Raw genomic sequence first — 26950 nt, forward strand, 5'->3', positions numbered from 1 at the left:
GTCATATCCGCGAACCAAAAAAGAGCCTGATCCCATGGTGCAAACAGACACAATCGTCCCGGAAAAGGGAAGCATACTTCTCAGACTCAGCAAAATTTCAAAAAAATTTGGTGCGGTGTCGGCTCTGACCGATATCAATCTGGAAGTGCGGGCTGGAGAGGTCGTTGCACTTGTGGGCGATAATGGCGCGGGCAAATCTACCCTGGTCAAGGTGCTGGCTGGCGTTCACCAGCCGACGTCTGGCACAATCGAATTCTGTGGTCAGGACGTATCGCTCGATAGCCCGAGCCGTGCATTGGAACTCGGCATCGCCACAGTCTTTCAGGATTTGGCGCTCTGCGAAAATCTCGATGTCGTTGCCAATCTTTTCCTCGGTCACGAAATGTCGCCGTGGAACTTAGACGAAGTCGCCATGGAAGTTCGTGCCTGGACGCTTCTGAAGGAACTGGCCGCGCGTATTCCCTCGGTGCGCGAACCGATTGCCTCACTCTCGGGTGGTCAGCGTCAGACGGTTGCGATTGCGCGCTCCCTACTGCTCGACCCGNAAATCATCATGCTGGACGAGCCGACAGCCGCCCTTGGTGTTGCCCAGACCGCCGAGGTGCTGAACCTGATCGAGCGTGTGCGTGATCGCGGCTTGGGTGTCATCATCATCAGTCACAACATGGAAGACGTCCGCGCTGTCGCCGACCGCATCGTCGTGCTGCGACTTGGGCGCAACAACGGCGTTTTCGAACCGGATGCCTCCAATCAGGAGCTTGTCGCATCTATCACCGGAGCGACCGAAAACTCGGTCTCACGCCGCAATGAGCGCAAAGCCGGGCACACGGAAACGACCGGGAGCACCCTATGAGCCAGAACATTTCCAATGATAAGCCCAACGAGGTATCGGCCCTCGACCGCAGTGATAGCCGCGTCCAGCATGACGACGGGATAGCCGGAATGGTTCGCGGTTTCTTCAGTCGCGTCCGCTCTGGCGACCTCGGCATGCTGCCGGTGGCAATCGGCTTGATTGTCATCTCGACAGTGTTCAGTATTCTCAATCCGGTCTTCCTGGCTCCGAACAACTTGGTCAACCTGCTGTTCGATTGCGCCACTGTCGGCATCATTTCTCTTGGCATCGTCTGCGTGCTGTTGCTCGGAGAGATCGACCTGTCCGTCGGCTCGATGAGCGGCCTTTCGTCCGCCATTATCGGCGTGCTCTGGGTGAACACTGGTTTGCCAGTCCCCGTCGCGATTTTCGCAGCTCTGGTGTTCGGTGCGCTGGTCGGCGCGCTCTACTCCGTGATGTATAATCGTTTGGGTATGCCGAGTTTCGTGGCGACGCTTGCAGGACTGCTCGCCTTGCTTGGCCTTCAACTTTACATACTCGGTCCGACGGGCAGCATCAATCTGCCCTATGCCTCGCCGTTGGTTCGCTTCGGTCAAATCCTGGTCATGCCGGACTGGTTGTCATATGCTCTGGCTTTCATGCCAGGCCTTGTTTTGGTCGTCACGGGCTACCTTGTTCGTCAGCGTCGTCTGTCCGTCAATTTGTCCGCACAACCTCTCAGTAGTCTGGTCATCAAGGCGGTCGTACTGACTGTGATTTTTGAATTCGCCGTTTACTACCTGAACCTCGGTCGCGGTGTGCCGTACATGTTCGGCCTATTCGTCGCCTTGGCCGTCATTCTTAACTATGCACTGACCAAGACCCAATGGGGCCGGTCGATGTTTGCCGTCGGCGGCAACAGAGAAGCGGCCCGCCGCTCCGGTATCAATGTCCGCCGTATCTATATGAGCGCCTTCATGCTGTGTTCGACACTGGGTGCGCTGGGTGGCGTGCTGTCAGCGTCGCGTCTGGCTTCGTCCAGCCAGCAGGCCGGTACGGGTGACGTCAATCTAAATGCAATCGCGGCAGCCGTGATCGGCGGCACCAGCCTTTTCGGCGGGCGTGGCAGCGCTTATTCGGCACTGCTGGGTATCATCGTCATTCAGGCCATTTCCAATGGTCTGACCTTGCTCAACCTCAACTCATCGCTGCGCTACATGATAACCGGGGCAGTCCTCGCAATCGCCGTCATTGTCGATTCGCTGGCGCGTCGGTCCCGTGTCAGCCATGGCCGCGCCTAATACCATACTGGAGAAACTCTGATGACTGAACTTATGAAAGGCAAGGTTGCGGCTATAACGGGCGCTGCATCGGGCATCGGCCTGGAATGCGCCCGCACCCTGCTGGCCGAAGGCGCAACCGTCGTGTTGATCGACCGCGCCAAAGACAAATTAGAGGCTCTGTGTGCCGAACTCGGGGACAAAGCCAAGCCATTAGTGGTCGACCTGCTGAACGGACCAGAAGTTTCGGCCATGCTGCCGCGCATCTTGGAAATTGCGGGCGGTCTGGATATTTTTCATGCTAATGCCGGAGCCTATGTTGGCGGACCAGTGGCTGAGGGCGATCCAGATGCGTGGGACCGGATGCTGAACCTCAACATCAATGCGGCCTTCCGTTCGGTTCATGCAGTGCTTCCATACATGATTGCCCAGAAGTCGGGCGACATCCTGTTCACCAGTTCGATCGCCGGTGTCGTGCCCGTTGTTTGGGAGCCGATCTATACGGCATCGAAGTTCGCGGTTCAGGCTTTCGTGCATTCCACCCGTCGCCAAGTGGCCCCGCACGGCGTGCGTGTCGGCGCGGTGCTGCCCGGTCCAGTGGTTACGGCCTTGATCGACGACTGGCCGAAGGCCAAGCTGGAGGATGCGCTTGCCAATGGCAGCCTGATGCAGCCAAAGGAAGTGGCAGACGCCGTTCTGTTCATGTTGTCGCGACCGCGCAACATAACCATCCGTGATCTCGTCATCCTGCCGAACAGCGTCGATCTCTGATCGGCGCCAACGGCCATCTTTCGATCCCAAGACTTTTAAGAGCCAAGCACAATGAACAATACAGCGAACACCACCGTGTCGGGCTACCTGATCGGCATTGATGTCGGCACTGGAAGCGCGCGAGCTGGCCTTTTCGATCTGGATGGCCACATGCTGGCATCGGCCAAGCAGGATATTTCGCTGTTTCGCGATGCCGGTGCGATCGTTGAACAGTCGAGTACCGAAATATGGGATGCCGTCTGCGCTGTGGTGCGGGAGGTGGTCAGTGCGAGTGGCGTCGATCCGGCTGCGATCATCGGTATGGGTTTCGATGCGACTTGCTCACTCGTGGTATTGGGTGAGGGTGGGCGTCCTTTGGCCGTGGGACCATCGGAGGACGAGAACCGCGACATCATCGTCTGGATGGATCACCGCGCCGTTGGCCAGGCTGAGCGGATCAATGCTCTCGGACATGACGTGCTGCGTTATGTTGGAGGCCGGATCTCGCCGGAGATGGAGACACCAAAGCTTCTATGGCTGAAGGAAAATCGCCCGAAAACCTTTGATGCAGCATGGCAGTTCTTCGATCTCGCCGACTTCCTGACCTGGAAAGCCACCGGTGACATGGCCCGGTCGACCTGCACCGTCACCTGCAAGTGGACCTATCTGGCGCATGAAAAGAGGTGGGACCCAAGCTATTTCGACAAGATCGGCCTTGGAACACTGGCCAGCGAAAACTTTGCCCGGATCGGCACCACCATTGTTGAGCCGGGAACGCCGCTTGGGCAAGGTCTGACGCAGGACGCGGCAAAGGCCATGGGGCTGTTGCCGGGTACGGCCGTTGCTGCCGGAATGATCGATGCCCATGCTGGCGGGATCGGAACTGCGGGTGTCGGCGGCAGTCCGGAGAACAATCTTGCCTATGTCTTCGGAACGTCTTCCTGCACCATGACTTCGACTGCCGAGCCGGTCTTCGTACCGGGCGTATGGGGTCCGTACTACTCTGCGATGGTGCCTGGCATGTGGCTCAACGAAGGCGGCCAGAGCGCCGCAGGCGCGGCAATCGACCAGTTACTTTCGTTTCATCCCGCCGCCGCAGATGCTCAGGTGAAGGCGTCTGCGCACGGGGTGCCATTACCGGTGCTTATTGCCGATGCGGCTGCGCCAAGTGCGGGCAGCGCGTCCGAAGTCGTTCGCCTTGCATTGGGTCTACACGTCGTTCCCGAATTTCTCGGTAACCGCGCGCCCTTTGCCGATCCGCACGCGCGTGCGGTCATCACCGGCCTCGGCATGGACCGTGACCTCGACAGCCTCGTGGCACTCTATGTCGCCGGACTTTGTGGCATTGGATATGGCCTACGGCAAATCATCGAGGCCCAGGCAAAAGCCGGAGCAAATGTCGAGCGCGTTGTCATTAGTGGCGGCGCCGGTCAGCATGATCTCGTCCGTCAGGTTCTCGCTGATGCCTGCGGTAAACCGGTTGTTGCCACGGTGTCGGAGGAGCCAGTGCTGCTCGGCTCGGCCATCCTCGGCGCTGTCGCCAGCGGTGCCTTTGCTGATGCACGTACAGCGATGACAAATCTCTGCCGTGTCGCGCGCACCTACATNCCCGTCGAANGGGAACTGGCGGACATTCATGCCAAGCGGTACGCTACATTTACCGCGTTTCAGGACCTGGCCCGAGCGTCCCGGGAGTCTTGATATTGTAGGAACACGCGGTCACGATGGGCTGGTCTGGTGAAAACTCCACGCCAGCTGATTGCCACACTCAACAAAAAATCTTCAATCATCACTGATCGCGCTCANGGGTTTTTCGAAGTCAACGCTGGTATCTATGCCGTTTNGGGAGGGGTACGAAAAGCGACCGAACTCCCGGTAACCCAAGCTCTTCCAGAAGCTGAGTGTGTTGGGCGTCTGTGCGTCGGCATGAAGATATGATGTGACATAGCCCAGGTTTCGCGCCTCTGTTTCCAAAGCCTTCGCCATTGCCGTCCCTAGTCCTTTTCCACGGATCAGAGGGTCCAGATATACTCGAACGATTTGGCACACGTGGGTCGGATCGCGATAACGGTCGTACAATCGATCTGCCGTCGATGGTTTGTTTAAGAGGCCGTAGAAGCCGCCAGCCGCAACGATAGCTCCTCGCTCATTTCGGACTAGGAGAAAGCCTCCGCCACGCTCTGTCGAAAACCAATTACACGATGTTGGCCCCAACATAGAATCCAGATCGGCATGCCACGCAGGGGTATAGTCGATGTCGTAGAATTCCTTGATAATGCGCAAACAGAAGGCTCTTGCTTCCGTGTGCGTTTCGGCTGGCGCGTTGTCTGCCAACCAGTGTGTTGTGTGGGTATCCAACAAAGAAATGACCGGTCCCCCAAGCGATTGGCCTTTCCGTTTTTCTGATGTTGGAGCCGGTAGTGTCAAGCGGGAGGTCGTTATCCCCATCGATTTCCGGCTCCGTTTCGTCTTGTGTTACCGTCGCCGCGGGTACGCTGCTGTCGACATCCAGGCGTCGAGCCGTTAAAACGGCAAGCTTGAAATTATTTAGTGCGATACANGGGCTGATATGCCGAAAAAACTAAAGCTTGAACATTCGGAATTTTCAGGCGAATTCGAAGATGGCGGCATTACAGTGCTTGTCGACATCTTTCGGCCTGCCGGAACAAATAACGATTGGCAAATGGAGGTGGTCACAGAGCAGGATGATGTAACGTCATGGGAAGAGCCTTTTGCAACTGATAAGGATGCGTGGGAAGAATTTCTAGCCACATGCGAAAAAGACGGGATTCGCAGCTTCCTTGAAGGCGAAGAGACTCAAGTTCATTGATATTATGTGCTGCCGTTTTTGGCCGCACATGCTCCAGAGCCACCCTGTCGTGTTGCGAAGGTCGCAGTCAGCGATGAGGCGATAGAAGTAAGATGACAGACCAGTTTGATATGTTTTCGGAGCAGCCTTCGTGTGACCGAGCGCCCCCACGCACTTCCTCCAGATATGCAAAATCGCAGCCGATGGGCGAGGATGCCATGGTTCGGCATCTCTTGGAGACAGGTCGCTACAGGATATTGCNAAAACTAGTGCCGCGGACGATTGCACAGTCAGTGCGTCCAGAATTTCCCCTGCGGGGTATTATTCTCGATACCGAGACGACCGGGCTTAGTGCCCGCAAGGATGAGATCATCGAAATTGGTCTGGTCGCTTTCACTTTCGATGCGACAGGAAATATTGGTGACGTCACCGGCATCTATGGTGGTTTACGGCAGCCGAGCGTTTCCATACCGCCGGAGATCACACGGCTCACCGGCATTACTGACGATATGGTTGCTGGCCATGTTATAGATATGGCAATGGTGCAAACGCTTGTTGAACCGGCTGATCTGATCATCGCTCACAATGCTGGTTTCGACCGGCCATTTTGCGAGACGTTTTCTCCTCTGTTTCAAAGGAAGGCATGGGCATGTTCCAATGCCGAAATCGACTGGTCGGCACGGGGATATGAGGGCACCAAGCTGGCCTACCTCATCGGTCAAGCGGGTTACTTCCATGACGGCCATCGGGCGGTTGATGATTGNTTTGCACTTCTGGAGGTTCTGGCTCGGGACGTCAGCGCCCCCGCATCCACCGCCTTTGCCGAATTGTACCAAGCAAGCCAGAGGTCGCGTGTGCGTATATTTGCAGAGAACAGCCCCTTCGATCTCAAGGACAACCTCAAATCACGAGGCTATCGCTGGTCTGACGGAACAGACGGTCGCCCCAAAGCATGGTGGATCGAGATCGGGGAGGAAGCGCTTGACGAAGAACTCCACTATCTCAGAGCAGAAATCTATCGCCATCCTGATGCCGATCCACCTCTCAAGCACCTAACAGCCTTTGAACGTTTCCGGGCGTGATGCATTCGTTTTGATCGATCAGCGTATCGACCCATGTTGTGAACGCATGGCCGGCATGATGCTTTGCGTCTTATCGATAAGCTTTGAACACCTATATCGAGATCATCGAAACGACGTTGGAACCGAAGCAGGTGGCTAGCGTCAAGAGACCTCACGAAAGGGGATCATCATGAACGCAGCACGCACTTTTAATAACTGGCGCAAGTATCGCCAGACTGTCACTGAACTGGGCCGGATGAGCTCACGAGAACTGAACGATCTCGGCATCAACCGCGCCGACATCTACAGCGTCGCTCGCCAGTCGGTTGCTCGCTGAACAACTGTTTGCCTAATACCGGATCGACCTTACGCCCGCTGCCGACGCGGGCGTTTCCGTGTCTGTTGGTACGGCCGCTTCAATATTTTTTCTTGTGAGCAATCTTGTTGCCGCGTGGGCCGCTGACAACAGGCGTTCTGTCACGGTTTTCCGAAACGAGGCTGCGCCAGCGTTCAACGCGATCAGCGGCTAGAGTACCGCTTTTGACCGCAGCCTGAACCGCGCAGCCAGGTTCATGCGCATGGGTACAATCACGAAATCGGCAAAGCGGTGCCAGTTCCGTTATGTCCGAGAAAAGCGTCTCGATCCCATCCGTGACGTCGCTGACGAAGAGCGTTCTTATCCCCGGCGTGTCTATCATCAGACCACCACCTGGAATGACATGCAGTGATCGCGCGGTGGTGGTGTGACGGCCTTGCGCGTCATATTCGCGAATGGTTCCGGTTTTCTGCTGCAAGTGCGATTCAAGTCCTGTGAGACTGTTCACAAGCGTCGACTTTCCAACCCCCGAGGAACCCACCAAAGCAATCGTTTGGCCGACGCCGCACCATGGACTTAAAAGGGCGCGTGCATCGGCAGAGCGCGCATTCACAGCGATGACAGGAAGGTCACGTTGCAAACTCTGGGCCTCGACCTGAAACTGCCCGGCATCGTCTACGGTGTCAGCCTTCGTCAAAACGATGACCGGTTTGCTTCCGGCCTCGTTTGCCATGATCAGGTAGCGCTCCAGACGTTCGATATTGAAGTCGGCATTACACGATGTGACGATCAACAGTGTGTCGATATTGGCTGCAACGAGTTGTCGGCTCCGTCCGACCTCGGGGCGCCGCTGNAAAACTGNTTTTCGCTCGAGCCTCTTGACGAACATGTCGGATAGAGGATCTGCCAGTATCCAATCGCCCACCGCAAAGTCAGCCGTGTTAGCGTCAGGTAGTTCGAGCTTGATTGGCCCAGTTGCGTCAATCGCCTCGATGCGTCCCCTGTGGACCGATGCAACGCGTCTGGGCGCGAGGTCTGCTTCTGATGGCTTGACCTGATCCGCGAAAAAGCTGGACCAACCAAGAGATTCCAAGCCTGAGTGAAGAGGTGTGTTTGTCAATTTCACTTCGCATTCATTGGCAGAGTTTGACGGTTATGCTGCAGGCTCGCCGCCTAGCTGCGCTGACTATCTCGCTTTGGCAAAGAGTTTGCGTAGGCAGCGGCCTCGCCGGAATAGGGGAAATGGTCTCCCAATTGTTGGTCACCATCGTAGACTTTGAAGGCAGGTCCGTCGATCTCGACGATCTTGTACCCATTCACATATTCAAACTTTGGTGTTTTCCAGCCCATGAATGCTCTCCAGATTCGGTCCAGTGTTTAAAACTCTGAAGATGATACCAAAACCTCATAATCAGCCGTCTATCGTTCTAGCAGGTGTTTGCACAAAAGACGAACGAGCTGACTGAGGCGGAAGGCAGGTCGCAAGGTCAAAGCGACAAGTCGTTGCCAGGTGAGCGCCGTTTCCGTGTCAGGTAGATTTCGACGCCGGCGCGGGTGAGAAACGATGCCAGTCCGACCACGATCGCTACCAATCGCACCCGAAGTTCGTCGGCGTCGACTTCCGCTTGGCGGGTCTGCACCAAATTGCGCTCACTATCGGTAATTTCGCGGATGACCTCGCGAATTCGATCCATTGTGGCCTCTGCCATGTATCCGATTTCCTGAGTCCGTGCGGCTTCAGCGCCTTCCGCGTCGTGAAGCTTTATGGATTGGCTCAGTTCAGCCAGCTTCCTATCGATGAGTCCGCCCAGCTGTTTGACCCTCTCAACCTGGCTGGAGTTATCGGATACCCTGTTCAGCAGCTCGCTTTCCAACGTTTTCAGACGCGTCAGCGCACCCTCATACGGGGCAAGGTAGCGTCGGTCGCTGCTGACCAGATAACCTCTTTGTCCAGTTTCAGCGTCATCCAACGCGATAAGAACGTCTTTCGTCTTGTCGATTGCCTCGTAGGTATGAACAACCATGTCCTGGTGATCGCTTAGAAGATTGTGGGTCCACGTCGTTGCAAGAACCCCGGCAGCGATAACGACGCCGATCGGTATCGAACGCAACAACGTTGGTATGGTCAGATAATTTTCACGCAGTGATTGCCACGACCATCCGTCCCTTTGTCCCATGCTGCGCCTCATCATTTCCAAATGCGATTTCGTCAGATTGACGGTGCCGGAACGGCCCTGTTCAAAAGCACTAGGCTTATCCACGGGCATTTTAGGATCGGTTGACGATTAAACATCTCTTGAGAAGCCACTTGAGGTTTGCGGCACGACGATCCGCCGTGAAACCGGCCACAGCTGTTGTCGGTTCCCTTTCATCAAGATGNAAAGCGTGGTCCAGTTTCGTAAGCACATTTCCCGTCGGACTCATCAGATTAAAGTCTGCGCGCTTCCAGACGTCTCTTGTCGCGCTCGACATACTCGAAACCAAGACTGGTCAGGCGGAATTGTCGTTTTTGGAACTCGCCACGGATAAGAATGAAGCCTTGCTCTTCAGCTTCGCCCAATGTCTTCAGGCTCGTGCCTTTCGGCGGAGACTGCCACTCCATGCCCTGCGCGCTGTGCAGTAATACCATTATCTTTATAATTTTCTCTTCTCCGTGGCTGTCTCTTACAGCCGTGCTGTATCTGTTTGCTCGCGTGATAGCGAACCAAGATCTCGTCCTTTTCGCGGAAACATCCAATGCATACTTGTGNAAAGATCATAATTGCTCTTTAGGATGAGGCAATATGGTTCGAGATGCCAACAAGGAATAACGCTGAATGCGCATGAAGTACGGTTTAGTCGGCTTGATTTTGGTCGCGTCCTCTGCATTTGCTCAGGAGGTCGCACCTCCTCCTGTTTTGGCACCTTCAAAAAGCCAAGCCGAGGCGGCAAATTTAAGCGCTCAGTTCCTGGGGCGCTATGCCTACAAGCCTGTTCCGCTGGATGATGTTCTGTCGACGAAAATCATGGACAAGTTCATCAGGTCGCTGGACCCAGACCGCATGTTGTTCATGCAGGCCGACATCGACAAGTTCATGGCTGATCGCACCAGTATCGATGATGCCATTCTGAATGAAGATCTCGATATTCCANTTTCGANTTTCAATGTCTACACGCAACGCGTCCTTGATCGGATGACCTACGCGCGAAGCCTGCTCAAGCAGGGTTTCGACTTCAGCGTTCAGGAGGATTACCCTATCTTCCGAGAGGATGCGCCTTGGGCACAATCGGATGCGCAAAGTCATGAACTTTGGCGCAAGCGGGTCAAAAGTGATTGGCTGCGTCTGAAACTGGCGGGTCAAGCCGATGCTGCCATTCGCGATACGCTCGACAAACGATATAAGAATATTCTGGAACGCGTTTATCCCTACAAGAGTGACGATGTGTTCCAGACATTCATGGCTGCGTACACAACGGCTGTCGATCCGCATACGGACTATTTCAGCGCAGCAGCCTCTAACGAGTTCGACATTTCGATGAAGCTCTCGCTCGTCGGTATTGGCGCAGTCTTGCAGGAGCGAGACGGTTATACGACAATCAGAGAGTTGGTAGCCGGTGGCCCGGCGCAATTGTCCGGCAAGCTGGCGGTGGGTGATCGTATCATCGGCGTCGGTCAGGGCAAAGACGGTGCCGTCAAGGAGGTCGTCGGTACTCGGCTTGATGAAGTGGTTCAGATGATACGCGGCGAAAAAGATTCCATCGTGCGTCTCGACATTTTGCCAGCAGACGCTGGAGAAAATGGAAACCACCGCACGATCAACCTTGTACGCGACAAGGTGAGTCTTGNAAAACAGGCTGCGAAGAAAACCGTTCTGCCCGTTGTAAAAGACGGTGTCACGCGCAAGGTAGGCGTTATCACGCTACCGACATTCTATGAGGATTTCGACGCCCGGCGAAATGGCGACAAGAATTATAGAAGCGCAAGCCGTGACGTCGCCAAGCTCCTTGGCGAACTGAAGAGTGAGAAAGTCGATGGCGTCTTGATCGACCTGCGTGACAATGGCGGCGGCTCGCTGGCTGAGGCAATTGATTTGACCGGCTTGTTCGTGGGCAAGGGCCCAATCGTTCAGCAGCGCGATGCAGAAGGCAACATCAAGGTCGAAAGCGACGATCTTTCCGCACCCGCTTGGGCAGGTCCGCTGGGTGTGTTAATCAACCGCGGCTCCGCTTCGGCATCGGAAATTTTTGCCGCAGCAATCCAGGATTACGGGCGCGGCGTGATTATCGGTGAACCGAGCTTCGGCAAAGGCACCGTGCAGACTGTGGTCGATCTCGACAGGGTAGCGCGAAAGAGCACACCGGAGCTGGGCCAGCTGAAATTGACGATCGCGCAATTCTTCCGCATCAACGGTGGTACGACCCAGTTGCGCGGTGTGACGCCAGACATCAGTCTGCCGGGGCTTTCGGATCCCAAGCTTCTGGGTGAATCCAGTTATGACAATGCATTGCCTTTTGTTGAGATCAAGCCTGCCAAATATGCGGCCAACGACAACATGGCAAAGCTGTTGCCGCAACTTGGCACCCGCCATGAAGCCCGGATCAAAGACGATCAGGCTTTCCAGCGTTTCGTGGAAGACGTTGCCGATCTCAAGGCCCAACGAGAAAAGCGCACGATCTCTTTGAACGAGACCCAACGCAGAAATGAAATGACGGCTCTTGCAAGTCGCCTCAAGGCGCGTGAGCAGGCAGACGACGGTGTCCTACGGAATGAGGATGATGGTCTGCAAGCGAATGAGCGTAGTTTGAGCGCCAATCTTGCGATTGAAAACGCAAGGAAAAATGCAAAAGACGTTCTGCGGGATGAAGCCGTTGCAATCGTCGCTGACGATGTGGATTTGTCTCAGGCTGCGCGATAGCCACAGTCGCACTGAGTTTTATTCCGAAAACAAAAACGGCCTGGAAATTTCCAGGCCGTTTTTGTTTCGAACTCAATACTGCACCCAAGTGCCCGGTTTCCACCTGATAGTCAGGACTTCAGCTCGGCATAATACAGGCCAAAATTCACAGCCAGCATCACAATCAGAATGCCGATCGTGGCGGCAACGAAATAGCAAATTCTTTTTAGGGTACTCCAAGGTTTGTTTTTGCGGCTAAAAGCTGCAAAGCCAGCGGCGCCGATTGAAATGCCCAAGATAGCTGGAAGTGAAAGCACTTTTATAACCCTTCTCGATTCTATTCCGGACTTGATTGTATCATTGAATCAAGCCGATGATGGTCACATGGAAGGGTTATACCACCATGGAGGCCTCGTCCAGCTTGGGATGGAAATCTTCAACTTAGGAGAGCAATAAGTGCAGCAAATAGATTGCTGTTCAGCGTTCGAGTTTGATTGCCGCGCGCAATGCGTCGTTAATTCGGTCCTGCCAACCAGGGCCATCTTCCTGNAAAAATGCGAGAATGTCATTGTCGATGCGAATTGAAACCATTTCCTTGCCGTTTGGAATTGCTGGTCGTTCCGGGGCAGGGGGCGCAGGTTTTTTGGCGGGTTTAAACAAGGCCTCTGCGGCGTCCATTGCGTTCACGGGTCTACGCGGTGTTTTTGTCATGTGTTTATCCTGAAATAAGGCGCCTGATTTTCGATCTGCGGCTCGGATGTTAGGCGGGAACACTCGATAAAGCTCTCCCACCTCATGCCACCAGTAAGCTCTATAACCTTTCGCGGCAAACCTGAATTCCACCCGGTCGACTGATTATTAAAAGCAGCCGATGTGGGAGAAAAATATGACGTGAGCCAGCCATCACCGGGCAACGAGCCTCATGGTGAGTGTGTTTCTGGGACGGAGCGTTATCTTCATGACCGGCATAGGAGCCTTCGGTGCGATGGCAACGGGTCGAAATTTTTGTAGCAGAACTGCCAGAATGGCCGTCGCCTCCATCATCGCNAAAGCGTTTCCGATACACACTCGAGGACCTGCGCCGAAAGGCATATATGCATATCGATGCCTGGTCTTTGCCGTATCAGGACCGAAGCGATCAGGATCAAACACGTCAGGGTCCGGCCAGAGACTGGCATGGTGATGAACCGCATATATCGGCACGATCAACACAGTGCCCTTCGGAATCAGGTAATCACCCAGCTGAAAGTCCTTGAGCGCGGCTCTGGTGATGATAGGTGCAGGTGGATAAAGGCGCATCGCTTCGGAAAACACTTGCTGCGTATAGGCGAGCCCAGCAATATGTTCGGCAGTGACTGTTTGCCCCTCCGTAACCGCTTGGAGTTCGGCCCATACTTTGTTCTCCACCGCCGGGTTTCTGGCGAGCAGGTCCAGTGTCCATGCAAGACCAAGCGCCGTTGTTTCATGACCTGCCGTGATGAAAGTCATCAGATTGTCAACGATTTCGGCGTCGGACATTGTCCGACCTGTTTCCGGGTCCGATGCAGCGAGGAGCAGATTTACCAGATCATGGCGATCACTAGGGGTTCTTCGCCTTTCTTCGACCACGCCCATGAGGCTGGTTCGCAGAAATTCAACCGCTGCTTTCGCCTTGCGTTTTCCGGGATAGGGTATCCATTCCGGTGCGTTCAAAAGGCCGAGTGCGAAACTCCAGCCCGTCGGCTTGAGGAAATCGGAAATACCACTCTCGACGCGATCAACATCGATACCGTAACCGCCGGACATCATCGTTTCGACAATGATATCGAAGGTGGTACGCATCATCTCATGGCCGATGTCGACCGTGCGACCATGCACTGCCGCCAACCTGTCCCGGGTCCGTTCCGCCGCAGCGATCATCACCGGCTGCAGCTCTCGCAGTTTGTCATGGCGAAAAGCACCAGCGACCGACTGCCGTTGCCATTTCCAGTGAGNCCCATCAGACGTCAGCAAGCCCTGGCCGAGAGCTGGCCCCAAAGCGCGTCGTACCTGCTCGCCTTTTTCTAGAGCATCCGCGTTCTTTACCAATGCCTCATGGATGAGCACTGGATCTGCCAGATAAACCTTCATATCGCCCGCGGTCTTCGAAAAGACGAGCGGTTCTGTAAAGATTGATGGCGGAATCGCGTCCAACGGGTTTCGCACGATCGCGGCAAGCGCGCCGAGTGTCGATTGCCGCGTCAGAGGGAAGCTTTTCTTCAGTTTGTGGTCGGTCATATCTGTCATATCCACGGGTCATATCCTTGATTGCCAGCCACCGATGGGATACCTGATTTAAGGTATTTACCTCAAATATCTAAGGTGAGTACCTTAGTAATGCAAGGGGCGTGCATGCCGAAGACATTGGATAAAGACAGAGGAAGCGAAAAGGGCGTCGGCACACGAGAGCGTATCTTGAATGCTACGCTCGNTTTGTTCAATGAGATGGGCCCGGATCGCGTGACGACGGCGCAGATTGCCCGGACGGTCGGCATCAATGAAGGTAATCTCTATTACCACTTCAAAACGAAGGAGGCGCTTTTNAAAGCATTATTTGAAAAACTGGAGTCGGACGCCACCCAGTTCATGACACAAGCCAGCCTGAGTTCCGCCGCCGAGGCTGGAATTTACTCGCAGTTTTTGCGACGTTGGTTTTCGATCGTTTGGGCACATCGATACATGTTCCGCGATCTACCGGGTATCATCGCAATTGCTCCATCTCTTATAGAGCCAATCCGTGCGCTCAGTCTGGGAATGCGGCTTGTCGTTGAAGATAATCTTCGCAAGATGAGACAAGCGCAGCTCATTTCTATAGCGGACGAAGAGGTGCCTCAACTTCTGGCCAATGTCTGGATCGTATCGACCTATTGGGCGGTTTATCTCAACCTCCAAGAAGGGGTCGATGAACTGGCGCCTGAGAACCTTGAGTGGGGGCTCAATCAGGTGGCGAGCCTGTTTCGGCCATATCTGTCAGATGAGGCAAAGAACGAGCTTCAGACCATGCTCGGGCAGCCGTCAACCCATTGACGACTCTCTTGTCTATTTTGATCAGCAAAAGCCATTCAGTTTGAGAATTTTATGCGCCTCGATCGTGGCGCGAAGGGCGTCTTCAGAGGTGCGGTCACCTTGATTGCCATCGGGATGGTGCATTTTCAACCGTTCCCTGTAGCGCGTCCTGATTTCTTCCGGTGTCGCCTCAGAGGAAAGATCGAGCGTTTCGAAGGCTTTGGCCTCGAGCACCTTCAGCTTTCGTTTTTGCAGTTCTACCTTTTGCGCCTGCCGTTGTGCTGCGGTCTTGCGGGCATTCAACGCTTTTGCAGAGCCGGAGCGGACTGTCGATGGCATCGGCATTTCGGTGGCTTTATCAACCCGCGTTCCAAACGTCGCACGGCTACCCGTCGCCGCTTCCTTCTGATAGCGCGCAACATCCGCGTTCGAAGGGGCAGTCGTAAAGCTGTAGCCCTTGTTATACTCCTTGACGTGCTCAAGACAGAACAACAGATAAAGACCTTCACCACCGGGCCCGACAGGGGCGCGATTGGTTCCAACCTTTTCGCACCCGTCCCACTGGCACTTCGGACCTGTGGGTTCGCTTACGCTAGCGGACTTCTTGCGCGCAGATTTGAGCCCAACGAATATTTTTGAATCAACCGTCATAGCGCCTATATGGACGCAGTGAGCTATCAAGGCAAGGGTTTGCGCGCAGTGAAGTCATGCGGCTTTTGTGAGGTCGATAAAGGGCCGTTCGAAACTCTCTAAAACCGCCAGGAGTTCAGGGCCGATATACCTATTATGGACGGCCTCGGCGCCATTGATAAGCGTAGAAATTAATGGTCTGGTATCGCTTCTTGTGCGATTTCCGGCATTTGCCAATGACAGTGCTGTGAGTTCAGGTCTACCCCAAGGAATAGTTGATGACAGGTAAAACAAGCCTACNTTTTGATCTCGACGGCACGATGCTGGATACCGACCCGCTTCATATCGCTGCTTTTCAACGGTTGCTGGCCGATTACGACAGATCGATTACCGAAGATTATTATATGACCNAAATCATGGGGGCTTCGATTGATGCCATCATGGCTGATTTGTTTCCTGACCTGCCGAAACCTGAGCGCCTTGCTCTGGGGGAGCGCAAGGAGAAGTTTTTCCGTGAAAGTTTAACAGGACCGCTTGAGCCGAAGGCCGGTCTCATCGATCTTGTTCACTGGGTAAAGGACAATGACCTCGGCATTTGCGTGGTGACCAATGCGCCACGGGAAAATGCTGAAAAAATGCTCGGTGGTCTCGGGATTATCCATTTGATGGACCACATCCTCATCGGTGACGAATTGCCGAATGCCAAGCCCGATCCCTATCCTTATCTTGAAGGCATGCGGCGTTTGGGCGTCGAACGAGAGTCGGCTGTTGCATTCGAAGATTCAGCGCCTGGCATTCGCTCTGCTTCCGGCGCCNGGATTTACACCTTTGGAATGAGAGGTGCGTTGGATGACGCTGTTTTGAGACAAAATGGAGCGTCAGACGTCATCAGTGATTTCACCGATGATCGGTTATGGGCGAAGCTACGCGGTGCCGCGGCTGGCAGTACTTATTCGCCTGCATAATATGATCGCGCGATGAAGTGGTTGGGAGTCAACCGGACAACGTGTCTATCTTTCGTCAGCTAAAAGCTGAAGAATGCATCGTCACTTCCACGCGCGGTAGCTTTCTTTGCTTGGAAAAGTCTTTTGATGCGCTTCACGGGAACGAGAATGCACGATGATCACTTGTTCATCATACATTCATGTTCGCGATGGAGACGGCGATGTTTTTGAGCAGTGTTTATGACAGCAATACCTTCAGCTTCGGTATGGGAAGCAGCCTTGTCTCTCGTTGTGCTGCCATTGAAGCGGAAATTTGCTATCTGCCGAANTTTTCCGGTCACGATATTGCGGTACAGGCCGATGGCCGATGCGTCGTCATTACCGGCTTTGTCGAAAAGGAGATCGATTTTTATCGCGCCCTCAATATCGCACATGACATTGCAGGCGCAGACAATGTCATATTCCGCGTGGCCCTGAGACAACGCGTCACCACGCAGATTTCTTCAGTCAACCAGGGTACTTTTGCGTTCGCGTGAATGCCTCGCCTCCTCGATGAGATCATGATTGCGCGCCGTCGAAGACCCGTTATAGTATCATTCTGACGAAGAAGCGCTTGGGAGGAGCATTTCATGAGACGGATGTGGCCAGATGAATTTAATTCCATTCTGACCGATGCGGAGGAGGTCACGCTAAAGGTTCCAGCGACAGACCCATCGGGTGAACCCTATGGCGGACCCGTTACCCGCCAATCCCTGAAAGTCCGTATGACCCAAGCCGATTACGAACGGATCTGGCCTCTTGCAGAGGCGCGCTATAGGTTGCAGGGCAGGTTTGCCGGTAAGGCGATTACTTTGATCGCCAATAATCCCCACTATCAAAACTGGCATCCAGTCGATGGCGGAATCGNAAAAGATGTATCAGATAGCGGAACGCCGTATCAGACNAAATATGTGATCGTACANTTTTTGCTGGATGAGGTCGCAGAAAAGGTAGACGCCTGATTATCCCTTGAAATCACGGTGTCGCCTTGTCGTGAGTTGGATTATCCAGCCATGGTTCAGAGTGACGCCGTGATACCACCATCGACATAAAGAATATGTCCGTTGACGAATGTCGAGGCGTTGGATGCAAGAAAGATGCACGCACCGACAAGCTCTTCAACCTTGCCCCAGCGTCCAGCAGGAGTGCGCTTTTCGAGCCAGGTTGAAAATGCAGGGTCGGCCACCAGTGCAGAATTGAGTGGCGTATCGAAATATCCAGGTGCGATCGCATTGCATTGAAGGCCATATCTAGCCCAGTCAGTGGCCATGCCTTTTGTGAGGTTGGCAACTGCACCCTTGGTGGCGGTGTAGGGCGCGATACCCGGCCNGGCTAGTGCCGTCTGAACGCTGGCTATATTGATAATTTTGCCCGCGCCACGTTTGATCATGTGACGGGCCACGGCCTGTCCAACGTTGAAAACGGTTGAGACATTGGNTTTCATCAGTCTCTCGAATGCATCGGCCGGGAAGTCTTCAAGCGGCGTGCGGTGTTGCATACCCGCATTGTTTACCAAAATGTCGATTGTGCCGATCTTTTCCTCGAAAGCGTCGATAGCCGACCGCACGGCTTCATGGTCGGTGGCATCAAAGGCAAGCGCATGCCTTGCCCGGAGTGTTTCGGCCGCTGCGGCCAGCCGTGCCTCGTCGCGACCGTTCAGGATAATGTCTGCGCCCGCCGCTGCAAGTCCCTGCGCCAGGGCATAGCCGATGCCCTGCGACGAGCCGGTGATGAGGGCGCGCTTGCCTGTCAGGTTAAAAAGTTCGATGCTCATGTTGCCTCCCGAAGCGGCGTCTCATCTGCCATTCACCGAAGTCTATCTTTGTCTTCATCGATTGTCCCTCAGCTGTTAAGCATTTAAGAAAAGTTTGATATACGTTCTGTAAGGAATATGTATTTTAAAGTATCGCTTCTTAGTTGCAGGGTAGAGATTTGAAGATATCGGTCATCCTTAAAACCCTGAACGAAGAAAAGCGGATTGGCTCCGCTATCGAAAGCGTCCTGACGGCGCTGTCTGGCATAGATGGGGAAATCATTGTTGCCGATAGCGGATCGCGTGACAAAACTGTCGAAATCGCATCCCGCTATCCGGTTGTCATTGCGCAAATCCAGGCTCCTGCCAAGGCAAGCTGCGGCGTCGGGCCCCAGCTTGGTTTCCAGTACAGCAAAGGTGAATTCATCTGTCTGATGGATGGAGACATGTTGCTGGACGCAACATTTTTACCGGCTGCGCTGGAGTATTTGCGGGAGAACCCAAGGGTGGCGGGGGTGAGCGGCCACGTCAACGAAGTCAACCTTGATAATCTTGAATTCACCCGGCGCGTACAAAGAAATGCCCCGGAAAATCGTAGTGGCGTTCTGGATCGTCTGAATGGCGGTGGTCTCTATCGTCGCACGGCCATTGAGGAGGTTGGATATCTCTCAGACCGGAACCTGCATGGTTATGAAGAGTTCGATCTCGGGCAACGACTGCGAATGCGCGGCTGGACGCTGTACCGTCTGGACAGACGGTTCGTGGATCACTTTGGCCACAGCATCAATTCTTACGTGCTGTTGACGCGTCGCTGGTCCTCGAAATATCTGCGCGGTGTGGGAGAGCTTTTAAGAGCCGGATCGGAGCAATCCCGTCTGAAGGCTTTGGCAGACGAGCTTTCGGAAATTCGGCTATGGTTCGGCGTCTATGTCTGGTGGGCGTTTTTGCTGGCATGTCTGATTGCTGGTTTTTATACTGTTGGGGGCTTCATCGCATTTGTATGCGCGCTTTTGCTTCCAATCGCTTTGATGAGCATCAAGCAAAAGAGTCTGTCCTTGGGGTTTTATGCGGTCGTGGCGTGGTGCTTTCATGCCGCCGCTCTACCACTTGGCTTTTTCGCTTCTCGCCAACCGCCATCCAAGTGGATTGAGAGCAGGCTTTTGAAATCCGGATGAAACGTACNTTTTTCGCGATTCTAATCACCTCAGTGCTGAGCTACCAGCCGATTTGGGCCGCCGACTGGCTTCCCGTGCGAGACATATCGCTTGAGGTTCGACCCGGCAGTCCACTCGACTTCTCCGGGATGCTCCCCAATTCGCCGATCGATGAGGCTGGTCGTATTGTCATCAATGCCGCCGGAAAGCTGGCGAAGGTTGAAAACAGTGAGGCGCCACTTCGCTTTCTGTGTGCTTCCCTTGCCTGGAGCCCGGCGTCGGGAGGTTTTCCAGATCACGAAACAGCCGACCGCTACGCTGCTCAATTGAAAATGCACGGTTATAATGTTGCCCGTTTTCATTATGTAGACGCTGCCTTGATGGAGGGGCGGTCAACAGATTTCGATTTCAACCCGGATGTTTTAGGCCGAATCCACTATTTGCTCGCAGCGTTGAAGCGCAACGGCATCTATTGGATCATGGATGGCCTCAGTTCCTCTCGCGGCGCCCATGGCGGTTTTAGCGATCGATGGGAGGTGAAAGGCGATCTAAAACTTGGTGCCCAGATCGATGATGCCGACTTCAATCACTGGCTTGAATTTCAGAAACGCTTTCTCGCCAAGGTCAATCCTTACACAGGTACGGCGCCTGTCCGTGATCCGGCACTGGTCGCAATCGTACCATTCAATGAGAATGGATTGGAATTCGATTCCATGATGCAGGAAGGTGTGCGTGGCGCTGCGTTTTCCGAACGACTGAAGCCGCTGTTCAATGAATGGCTTTCTCGCAAGTATGAGACGTCCGAAGCGCTCATCCAGAAATGGGGTTGGTGGGTAACAAAGGGAAATCTGACCGATCGGTCCATCGCCTTGCCGACCAACCGCTACGAGCGTAGCGAGCGGATGCGTGACTTGCAGTCGNTTTTCATCGAGGTGGAGCAGGGGGCGACACACAAGATGACGCAGGCGCTGCGCGAGCTTGGTTTCCGCGGCGTGATCCTTCCGTACAATAACTGGCCGACTATTCAGACCGGCGTTACCCGCAGCATTCAAGAGGCTGTTGCGATGAATACCTACCAGGATTGGGTGGATTCCTATTCTCCCGGCACCAGCATTCAGGGCAAGAGTTCGTTGGAGGATGGGCTGCTTTATCTCAGAACGATAGCCGCCGCACGTTGGTTGGGACGGCCANTTTTTTTAACTGAGTATGATCATCNTTTCTGGAATCCCTACCGATACGAGGCCGGTCTGGCAGCTCCGGCGCTTGCCGCGTTGCAGGATTGGGATGTGCTGTGCAGACATGCGCACGGCCCCATTATTCTAAAATATGGCGAGGACTTTGCGCATAAGAAACAGATGCTTCCCTATGCGATAGCACTGGACCCGATAGCCCGGGCGGGCGAGACCCTTGCCGCACTTGTTTTCCGCCGTGGAGACATGAAATCCTCGTCGCTGCGCATACCGTTTCTGGCCGATGGGCAGGCGCATCTCCCCGATGGCATCAATGACATGGAACCGGAGATGCTGACTCGTCTCGCCTTGCTGGGCCGTATTGGTCTTCAATCTCAACAGGACCTTGATCAGACCAACGTTGCCGTACCTCCGGTGCGCGGCGGCCAGACGCCTGCGGCGATCGTTTCACAGTTGAAACAACGTGGAGAGCTGGACGCATCGCACCTTGCCGACCTGGACGCTGGAAACATCACTAGCCAGACCGGAGAGTTGGAGTTGCATGCGCCTGACAAGAAGCTCGCGCTGCGCTCGCCGATGACGCAGGCGCTTGCTTTCGACGGGATCGATGCGGATGTCGATCTCGGTTTCGTAACCTTGCGGTCCGCAGACGGAAGAGGGCTATTCGCGATGTCTTCGCTGGATGACATGCCGCTCGAGCAAAGCAAGCGAATGCTGTTGATACTCGCCTCTGATGCGCACAACACCGATATGAGGTTTCGGGACGCGGACGAGCGTGTCATCGAAGATTTTGGGCGTTTGCCTGTGCTGATCCGAAAGATGGAAATCGGCATTCGCTTCGAGACGGACAGCGCATTCAGGATTTCTCCAGTGGGTCTAGACGGGCGTGTATATAACCCAATCATTGCCGCTGAAGGGCAGAACGCTGTCATACTGACGAACGACGTGCCGAGCGGCCCTACGACCTACTTTCTCATGGAACGTGATTAGGCTAATAGAAGTCGCGCACCAACCGGCTCCAGCTTTCTCCTGCGATGCCGCCTAAATAGGCCTGGCCATTCTGCATTGCCTGTTTGAATTCGCTTGAACGGGACGATGCGCAAACCCCGGTGACATGGCGATACCAGATACTGTGATGCTTGGATAATGCGGATATCATTTCCGTTCTGAGCTGAGCTGATACAAATGCNAAACCTGCGTCTTTCAGGGCGGCCAGTGCGGTTTCCAGGACCGCATCCNTTTTGCTGGCTGGTGAGAGAAGATCGAGTATTTGTGCTTCACCGCCCGGAGCGCCGACAAACGAAAAGACACCGCATATGTCGCCGTTCTCATCATACACCTGTGCGAGAGTAAGCTTGCCACGACCGTTGGGACCGCTCGACATGCTGATGGTCCATTCAAGGCTGTCAGCAGTGTAAACCGGAGCGACCGCGTAAGGGGTGAGAAATTGATTGGCATAAGCTGCGTACACGTCAGATTTCGCTTCTGTTGCGCTGTAGCCCGAGGCATGTGGTTTGCCGACGATGATTGAAGGATTGGGCAGACCTCCAGCGCCGAGGTTAAGAGGAAGCCGTGGGGCAATGCGGCGTCTCATGTAACCGCCGGTCGCTGAGATGGGTTTAAAGATTTTGTACCATCGCAACCCCTGCACCGGCAGCTCGGTGCCACCGATTGCTTTCATGTGAGCGACGCTGACGGGTGCGGCGCTATCGGNAAAGCTGATCTGGTCTCCTCGTGGGCGCAATTGAAAAATGAGGACCGCGATGCTGCGCGGATTTGCGTCCTCTGCGGCCATGAAGGCGCAAGCCAATCGGGCGATTACGGGTTCTTCGCCGATTCTGTAGGAAAGGGGCACGGTGATGAGTGCGCTCTTGACGCTCCCTGCGCCATCGGCAGTGACCATGCTTCCATTTTCCGGCATGTAATTCGGATGTGAGAATAACAGTTGCGACAAATATGTGTTCAAGCCTTTCATGTCCGGCTTAAAGCGCTTGCGAAACACGGAGGTGAACAGATCGGCGATCTGCGGAACATCGGCCGGTTGCGCGGGCCTGATCTTCGGGCTCTGATCTGATGTCATGCCTTTACCTCCTGACNTTTTGCATAGGATCGAGAAACATGGATTTTCACGACGATCCATGCCGCCAGAACGATGCTGAGCTCTATTGTGTAACCCGCAATGAAAATACCGTAGGGTGGCCATGCCCATGCGGCTAGGCCGATCAGAACTGCGCCGACACCATTCGACAGATTGAGAACCCAGGCACGTGACGAGTGTTGACCCGCAGCACCTAGCAGATCGACTGCGATTGACCAGATGGCGATAAATACGATCAACCAAGCCATGATGCGCAAAAACTGCGGAAGCGAGACGTATTCCGGTCCGAAAATTAGCGGCATGAATGAAGCGGAAATCGTGATCGCAACGGCGGCGATAAGCCCCAAGAAAATAGCGGCGCCCAATATGCGTATCGTCAATCGGAAGGCGTTGTGAATGCCCGACATGCTGGCAACGGCAAGCCGCGGATAAACCAGCCGGTTCAGAGCATCTATCGCCATATAGCTGCTGTCTGTGATACGGCGCGCCACTCCATAGCTCCCCACGACTTCTGCGCTTGCCACAAAGCCCAACACCAGAAGATCGACGTTCTGGCGGATCGCCCGAAAGATGAAGGGCGTTGCAAACAGCAGTCCGAGCCGGATTTCATCTTTTTCGATCACATACTGGGGACGGCCAATGCGAAAGGCGAAATAGGCGTAGAGGGCAAGAGTGAACAGGTGAGCGGCAAGCTGCCATGTCGCCCAGCCTTCCACGGTTTCAACCTGAAAAGCCAGACAGGCGAGTGCCGCCGTTACCGTGCGCATGAAGGCAAAGCCGACGACTGATGCATTGGCCGCGGCATATCTCGAATGCGCGAGAAATATGCTTTCCCCCAGCATGATCAACCTGACAAGCACGACATTGGTTAACACCAGTTGGAATGTCGTCCACACGTTGCTGCCGGTCGTTTCGCCAAAACTGATGAATTCCGGCAATATAGCCGTTCCCAGAGCAACGAGAACAGCCCCGCTGACGAATGTCAGAATCAAATTGTGCCCAAATATCCGTGAAAAACAGGTGGGATCTTGTGGCACACGACGAACCAGACATTCCGATGCGCCGAGCCCGCACAAGTGCACGGCAATGCTAGTTATGGCGATGAATGCGACGTATCGGCCAAATTCTTCCGCGCCGAAAGAGCGTGCCAAAATTGCGAAAGTGACGAGCTGAGCAGCATTGGCTATCAATAGACTTGCCGAGGACGCGCTGTAGGACAGCAACATCCCAATCAACCGTGGCTTGTCCTTTTTATCGCTGGTGATCATCACCTTATCTCCATGCCGCNAAAATGGACGTCCTGTAAACGATTTATCAGCGGACTATGTGATTTAGTAAGGTCGTATATAATGAAAGCGTTTCGNTTTGATTGATATAAAGGTTACGATAAGGCATGTACGAGTACCCGAGCGAGAAGCGAGCGAGACCTGTTTATGACGAAGCGCAGCCTCGTGCGACCGCTCATCCGAGGGCACGCGCAACTTCTGATCCATTGATTACGCTGGCCAAAGTGCTGGATTGGCTCAGGCGTGGCCTGCTCATTATCGCTGTTTTTGCACTTTTGGGTGGTGTGTTAGCGGTCGGCTTTGGTATGGTCGTCAAGCCGCGCTTTGCATCCAGCATGGATATTCTTCTGCCCCCGCCGACGGGACAGGTCGTGCCTAACGAGTTGACCACGCCGAACATTCAGAGCGACGCACAAATTCTGGATATTTCCAGTAAACTGCTATTGATCACATCAGGAAATGTGCTGCGACGAACCGTCGAGCAGGAAAATCTTCACCAGCTTCCGGAATTCAATGCTGCTGCAGACACGGAAGAGGGAATGTTCGACTGGCTCAAGCCGACGCCGCCTGCTTCCACTGATGATGGTGTCGTCGTCGCGATGCGCAATCTTGCAAAGCGAATAAAGGTCGCGCGGCAGGGCGGTACCTATCTTGTCTCCATCAGTCTTTGGACGCGCGATCCGGATCGTTCCGTGGCTGTTCTTTCCACATTGGCGCAGTCCTTTCGGGAAGAACTTGAGGCAACACAAACCGATCTTGCCAAGAATGCCAGTACGGCGCTTTCCAACCGTCTGGAAGAGCTGAGACTGGCGGTGACGCAGGCTGCGAATGCCGTTGTGCAGTTCCGCCAGGAGAACAATCTTCAGAACTTGGGTGGTACCGGTTCGGTCAATATTCAAAGCGTATCGCAGTTGAACACACTTCTGAACGAGGCGTCATCGAGATTATCGGATGTGCAGGCACGCTACAGAAGACTGAGCCAACCGATCGCCGATGGCGTTGTCCCCGCAGATACGCTGGATTCTCCGACCCTCGTTACGCTGCGGTCGCAATACAGCACTCTCAAGCAGCAGTATGAAGAACTGGCTCTGACTTATGGTGCGCGTTATCCGAAGTTGGTCAGCACACGCGCGCAGCTTGGAACGCTTCGGGCGGAAATGGCACGGGAAACAGAAAGATCGCTGCAGGCCATTCAGGTTGATCTGGACCAGGCGGAAAACTCCGTGACCACATTGCGGGCGCAGCTAGAAGAGGCGCAAAAGCGTGTCTCCACGGACGACAACTCGCAGGTGCAGTTACAGGAGTTAGAGCGTAACAGCCAGGCGAAGGCAGCACTTTACGATACGTTTCTGAAGCGCGTTGGCGAGACCAGCGAGCAGCAGCAGATCAGCGTCTCCAATCTGCGAATTGTCACAGAGCCGGTGCCCCCTGAAAAGCGGAGTTGGCCACCACCGACCTTGCTATTGGCCGTTGGCGGTGTTCTCGCTGGCCTCATATTGGGTGTCGTCGGTGTTCTTGCAACGCGCCTCTTCTTGCTTGCGCGGCAAAACAACTGGCGTTTTGAGCGAGCAAGCTGATGCAGGCAGCCACGGCATTGGAACAAGGAAGATCAGAAAAGCACGACAAGATGAGGGCGCTGCTCTTCATGGGCCTTTTCCTGTTTTTCTGGGTCACGACCAATCCGTTTGTTGATCTCGTCACCGTTGAGGCCAGTGGTTCGGATGCAACAGGTGGCTCCAACGCCATCAACCAGCTCACGTTTCTCATACTGACGCTATTGACGCTTTATGCGGCAATCACCCATCCGTTGCGGTCCAGAATCTGCCAGCCGCAATGGCTCGTCATCGCGCTGTTCTCGTGGTTTCTTATCTCNTCTAGCCTCTCGAGCCATCCAATGGATGCCATCAAAAGAACGATCCTTGCGATACTGACGTGCGTCAATGCGGGTATGTTTCTTTTGCTGCCACGTTCCGAACAGCAATTTTCCCGGCTTTTGCTGTATGGCACGGCGATCACGCTTGGCATCGCCTATTTCGGCGTGATTTTCTTGCCGACACTGTCCATTCACCAGCCCACCGAACTTATCGAGCCGATGAATGCAGGCTTCTGGAGGGGGCAGTATTCCCATAAAAATCTTGCAGCGGCGGTAATGCTTGTTGCAGCGTTTTTCGGGCTTTACCTGCGCAGTGTCGGTTGGAAGAAAAGTGGTCTCGCGATCGTCATCCTGTCTGTTGTCTTTTTGCTTCAAACGGGCGGCAAGTCTTCCACCGCAATGCTGCCTCTCATCCTCACTTTGCAATGGATATTTGAAAAATTTCGCTGGAGCAGATGGCTAATCGCAGTCGGCGGTATCTTGGCATTCAATCTGCTGGCGCTGGGAGCAGCCCTTTCCGAAGGATTTCGCGGCCTCATCGCATCCCTTGGTGTAGATCCTACCTTTACGAACAGAACCGATATCTGGAAGATCGCTTTTGACGCCATCGCTCAATCACCCATTTTAGGATACGGCTTTCAGGGCTTCTGGCGGACAGCGGATATCACGCAGAGTTCAGCCGGGCTGGAAACCTGGGCAGTAAAGGCATTCAACGGGCACAATGCCTATGTGGATGCGCTTCTCACAACCGGTATTCCAGGTCTCATCCTAACCGTCGGCCTCGTCGTTTTCGTGCCGTTGCGCGCAGTTGGGCGGCTGGGTGCGTTTTCAAACAGCCCGGCTCTATCGCGGCTGTTCATGCGCGTTTGGCTCTACGTCATCTATGCCGGATGTCTCGAGGTCATCTTTTTCCAGAGCGGCAGCCCGATTTGCNTTTTCATGCTGGTGTCGANTTTCGGGTTGGAGATGCAGTCTCGAATGAGCCTCGTCAACGGGGCAGAAGGAGCCACGTGGGGGCGGAGAACTGTCAGTGCTGTCTGAAATATGGCCCAAACTGG

At 54.4% G+C, this 26950-nt stretch carries 25 protein-coding genes; 14 read left to right on the forward strand and 11 right to left on the reverse strand.

What is annotated here, in order from left to right; all coding sequences use genetic code 11:
• Nucleotides 1–34: 34 nt before the first annotated feature.
• From CUC55_RS12895 to CUC55_RS12910, 4 genes are read left to right on the forward strand one after another with little or no spacing between them, the layout of a single operon-like run.
• Entirely contained in the window at nucleotides 35–853 is an 819-nt protein-coding gene (locus tag CUC55_RS12895; protein ID WP_103088111.1) for an ATP-binding cassette domain-containing protein, read from the forward strand.
• The gene (locus tag CUC55_RS12900) at nucleotides 850–2112 is read left to right on the forward strand and encodes a sugar ABC transporter permease (protein WP_067647818.1); all 1263 of its coding nucleotides are present in this window, start codon (nucleotides 850–852) and stop codon (nucleotides 2110–2112) included. The genes CUC55_RS12895 and CUC55_RS12900 overlap by 4 nt, the downstream gene beginning before the upstream one ends.
• Nucleotides 2113–2133: 21 nt before the next feature.
• Nucleotides 2134–2862: an SDR family oxidoreductase gene (locus tag CUC55_RS12905; RefSeq protein ID WP_067647822.1), complete on the forward strand. Its 729-nt coding sequence runs from the start codon at nucleotides 2134–2136 to the stop codon at nucleotides 2860–2862.
• A 51-nt stretch (nucleotides 2863–2913) separates the two neighbouring features.
• Nucleotides 2914–4542: an FGGY-family carbohydrate kinase gene (locus tag CUC55_RS12910; RefSeq protein ID WP_103088112.1), complete on the forward strand. Its 1629-nt coding sequence runs from the start codon at nucleotides 2914–2916 to the stop codon at nucleotides 4540–4542.
• Between the two features lie 81 nt (nucleotides 4543–4623).
• On the opposite strand, the gene CUC55_RS12915 is transcribed toward CUC55_RS12910, so the two are convergent.
• Nucleotides 4624–5289 (reverse strand): GNAT family N-acetyltransferase, encoded by a 666-nt coding sequence (locus tag CUC55_RS12915; RefSeq protein WP_103088113.1) that lies wholly within the window; start codon nucleotides 5287–5289, stop codon nucleotides 4624–4626.
• 121 nt (nucleotides 5290–5410) lie between these two features.
• On the opposite strand from CUC55_RS12915, the gene CUC55_RS12920 reads away from it, so the two are divergent.
• The 3 genes from CUC55_RS12920 (at nucleotide 5411) to CUC55_RS12930 (ending at nucleotide 7048) form a co-directional block, all read left to right on the forward strand.
• Nucleotides 5411–5671, forward strand: a complete 261-nt coding sequence (locus tag CUC55_RS12920; RefSeq protein ID WP_067647829.1) for a hypothetical protein — start codon at nucleotides 5411–5413, stop codon at nucleotides 5669–5671.
• Between the two features lie 92 nt (nucleotides 5672–5763).
• Entirely contained in the window at nucleotides 5764–6732 is a 969-nt protein-coding gene (locus tag CUC55_RS12925) for a 3'-5' exonuclease (protein WP_103088114.1), read from the forward strand.
• 169 nt (nucleotides 6733–6901) lie between these two features.
• On the forward strand, nucleotides 6902–7048 hold the full coding sequence (locus CUC55_RS12930) for a DUF1127 domain-containing protein (RefSeq protein WP_082760223.1): 147 nt from the start codon (nucleotides 6902–6904) through the stop codon (nucleotides 7046–7048).
• Nucleotides 7049–7127: 79 nt separating this feature from the next.
• Here the strand turns inward: CUC55_RS12930 and rsgA are convergent, their stop codons facing one another.
• The 4 genes from rsgA to CUC55_RS12945 all read right to left on the reverse strand — a co-directional run bounded on the left by rsgA (nucleotide 7128) and on the right by CUC55_RS12945 (nucleotide 9656).
• Nucleotides 7128–8153 (reverse strand): ribosome small subunit-dependent GTPase A, encoded by a 1026-nt coding sequence (rsgA, locus tag CUC55_RS12935; RefSeq protein WP_425352827.1) that lies wholly within the window; start codon nucleotides 8151–8153, stop codon nucleotides 7128–7130.
• A 47-nt stretch (nucleotides 8154–8200) separates the two neighbouring features.
• Entirely contained in the window at nucleotides 8201–8377 is a 177-nt protein-coding gene (locus CUC55_RS22885) for a hypothetical protein (protein WP_170063882.1), read from the reverse strand.
• Nucleotides 8378–8514: 137 nt separating this feature from the next.
• A complete protein-coding gene (locus tag CUC55_RS12940) occupies nucleotides 8515–9204 on the reverse strand; it encodes a CHASE3 domain-containing protein (RefSeq protein WP_157940952.1) in 690 nt (229 codons plus the stop codon).
• A gap of 251 nt (nucleotides 9205–9455) precedes the next feature.
• Nucleotides 9456–9656, reverse strand: a complete 201-nt coding sequence (locus tag CUC55_RS12945; RefSeq protein WP_067647842.1) for a hypothetical protein — start codon at nucleotides 9654–9656, stop codon at nucleotides 9456–9458.
• A gap of 187 nt (nucleotides 9657–9843) precedes the next feature.
• Here CUC55_RS12945 and CUC55_RS12950 point away from each other — a divergent pair, with 187 nt between their 5' ends.
• On the forward strand, nucleotides 9844–11922 hold the full coding sequence (locus CUC55_RS12950; RefSeq protein ID WP_103088116.1) for a carboxy terminal-processing peptidase: 2079 nt from the start codon (nucleotides 9844–9846) through the stop codon (nucleotides 11920–11922).
• 110 nt (nucleotides 11923–12032) lie between these two features.
• Here CUC55_RS12950 and CUC55_RS22745 read toward each other — a convergent pair whose 3' ends face one another.
• The 3 genes from CUC55_RS22745 to CUC55_RS12960 all read right to left on the reverse strand — a co-directional run bounded on the left by CUC55_RS22745 (nucleotide 12033) and on the right by CUC55_RS12960 (nucleotide 14166).
• Entirely contained in the window at nucleotides 12033–12218 is a 186-nt protein-coding gene (locus CUC55_RS22745) for a hypothetical protein (RefSeq protein WP_157940953.1), read from the reverse strand.
• A gap of 160 nt (nucleotides 12219–12378) precedes the next feature.
• Nucleotides 12379–12612: a BrnA antitoxin family protein gene (locus tag CUC55_RS12955; protein WP_103088117.1), complete on the reverse strand. Its 234-nt coding sequence runs from the start codon at nucleotides 12610–12612 to the stop codon at nucleotides 12379–12381.
• Nucleotides 12613–12804: 192 nt separating this feature from the next.
• Entirely contained in the window at nucleotides 12805–14166 is a 1362-nt protein-coding gene (locus CUC55_RS12960; RefSeq protein WP_103088118.1) for a cytochrome P450, read from the reverse strand.
• A gap of 105 nt (nucleotides 14167–14271) precedes the next feature.
• Here CUC55_RS12960 and CUC55_RS12965 point away from each other — a divergent pair, with 105 nt between their 5' ends.
• Nucleotides 14272–14946, forward strand: a complete 675-nt coding sequence (locus CUC55_RS12965) for a TetR/AcrR family transcriptional regulator (RefSeq protein WP_103088119.1) — start codon at nucleotides 14272–14274, stop codon at nucleotides 14944–14946.
• Between the two features lie 21 nt (nucleotides 14947–14967).
• Here CUC55_RS12965 and CUC55_RS12970 read toward each other — a convergent pair whose 3' ends face one another.
• Nucleotides 14968–15576 carry a J domain-containing protein gene (locus CUC55_RS12970; RefSeq protein WP_067647858.1) on the reverse strand — a complete coding sequence of 203 codons (609 nt, stop codon included), beginning with the start codon at nucleotides 15574–15576 and terminating at the stop codon, nucleotides 14968–14970.
• A gap of 257 nt (nucleotides 15577–15833) precedes the next feature.
• Between CUC55_RS12970 and CUC55_RS12975 the strand changes: the two genes are divergently transcribed.
• Together CUC55_RS12975 and CUC55_RS12985 are read left to right on the forward strand one after the other, a co-directional pair.
• Nucleotides 15834–16520 (forward strand): HAD family hydrolase, encoded by a 687-nt coding sequence (locus CUC55_RS12975; RefSeq protein WP_103088120.1) that lies wholly within the window; start codon nucleotides 15834–15836, stop codon nucleotides 16518–16520.
• A gap of 617 nt (nucleotides 16521–17137) precedes the next feature.
• Complete coding sequence (locus tag CUC55_RS12985; protein WP_103088122.1) at nucleotides 17138–17500, forward strand: hypothetical protein; 363 nt, start codon at nucleotides 17138–17140, stop codon at nucleotides 17498–17500.
• 56 nt (nucleotides 17501–17556) lie between these two features.
• Here CUC55_RS12985 and CUC55_RS12990 read toward each other — a convergent pair whose 3' ends face one another.
• Nucleotides 17557–18312 carry an SDR family oxidoreductase gene (locus CUC55_RS12990; RefSeq protein WP_103088123.1) on the reverse strand — a complete coding sequence of 252 codons (756 nt, stop codon included), beginning with the start codon at nucleotides 18310–18312 and terminating at the stop codon, nucleotides 17557–17559.
• A 158-nt stretch (nucleotides 18313–18470) separates the two neighbouring features.
• On the opposite strand from CUC55_RS12990, the gene CUC55_RS12995 reads away from it, so the two are divergent.
• On the forward strand, nucleotides 18471–19466 hold the full coding sequence (locus CUC55_RS12995) for a glycosyltransferase family 2 protein (protein ID WP_067647873.1): 996 nt from the start codon (nucleotides 18471–18473) through the stop codon (nucleotides 19464–19466).
• A gap of 3245 nt (nucleotides 19467–22711) precedes the next feature.
• Here CUC55_RS12995 and CUC55_RS13010 read toward each other — a convergent pair.
• Nucleotides 22712–24001: a lipopolysaccharide biosynthesis protein gene (locus CUC55_RS13010; protein ID WP_103088126.1), complete on the reverse strand. Its 1290-nt coding sequence runs from the start codon at nucleotides 23999–24001 to the stop codon at nucleotides 22712–22714.
• A gap of 125 nt (nucleotides 24002–24126) precedes the next feature.
• Here CUC55_RS13010 and CUC55_RS13015 point away from each other — a divergent pair, with 125 nt between their 5' ends.
• Nucleotides 24127–25596, forward strand: coding sequence for a GumC family protein (locus CUC55_RS13015; protein ID WP_082760225.1), 1470 nt, complete (start codon nucleotides 24127–24129; stop codon nucleotides 25594–25596).
• Nucleotides 25597–26168: 572 nt separating this feature from the next.
• Entirely contained in the window at nucleotides 26169–26933 is a 765-nt protein-coding gene (locus CUC55_RS23645; protein ID WP_425352835.1) for an O-antigen ligase family protein, read from the forward strand.
• The last annotated feature ends 17 nt before the right edge of the window (nucleotides 26934–26950 follow it).

This window comes from Agrobacterium bohemicum (genome assembly GCF_002896715.1).
In the GTDB taxonomy this organism is placed as follows: Bacteria; Pseudomonadota; Alphaproteobacteria; order Rhizobiales; family Rhizobiaceae; genus Agrobacterium; species Agrobacterium bohemicum.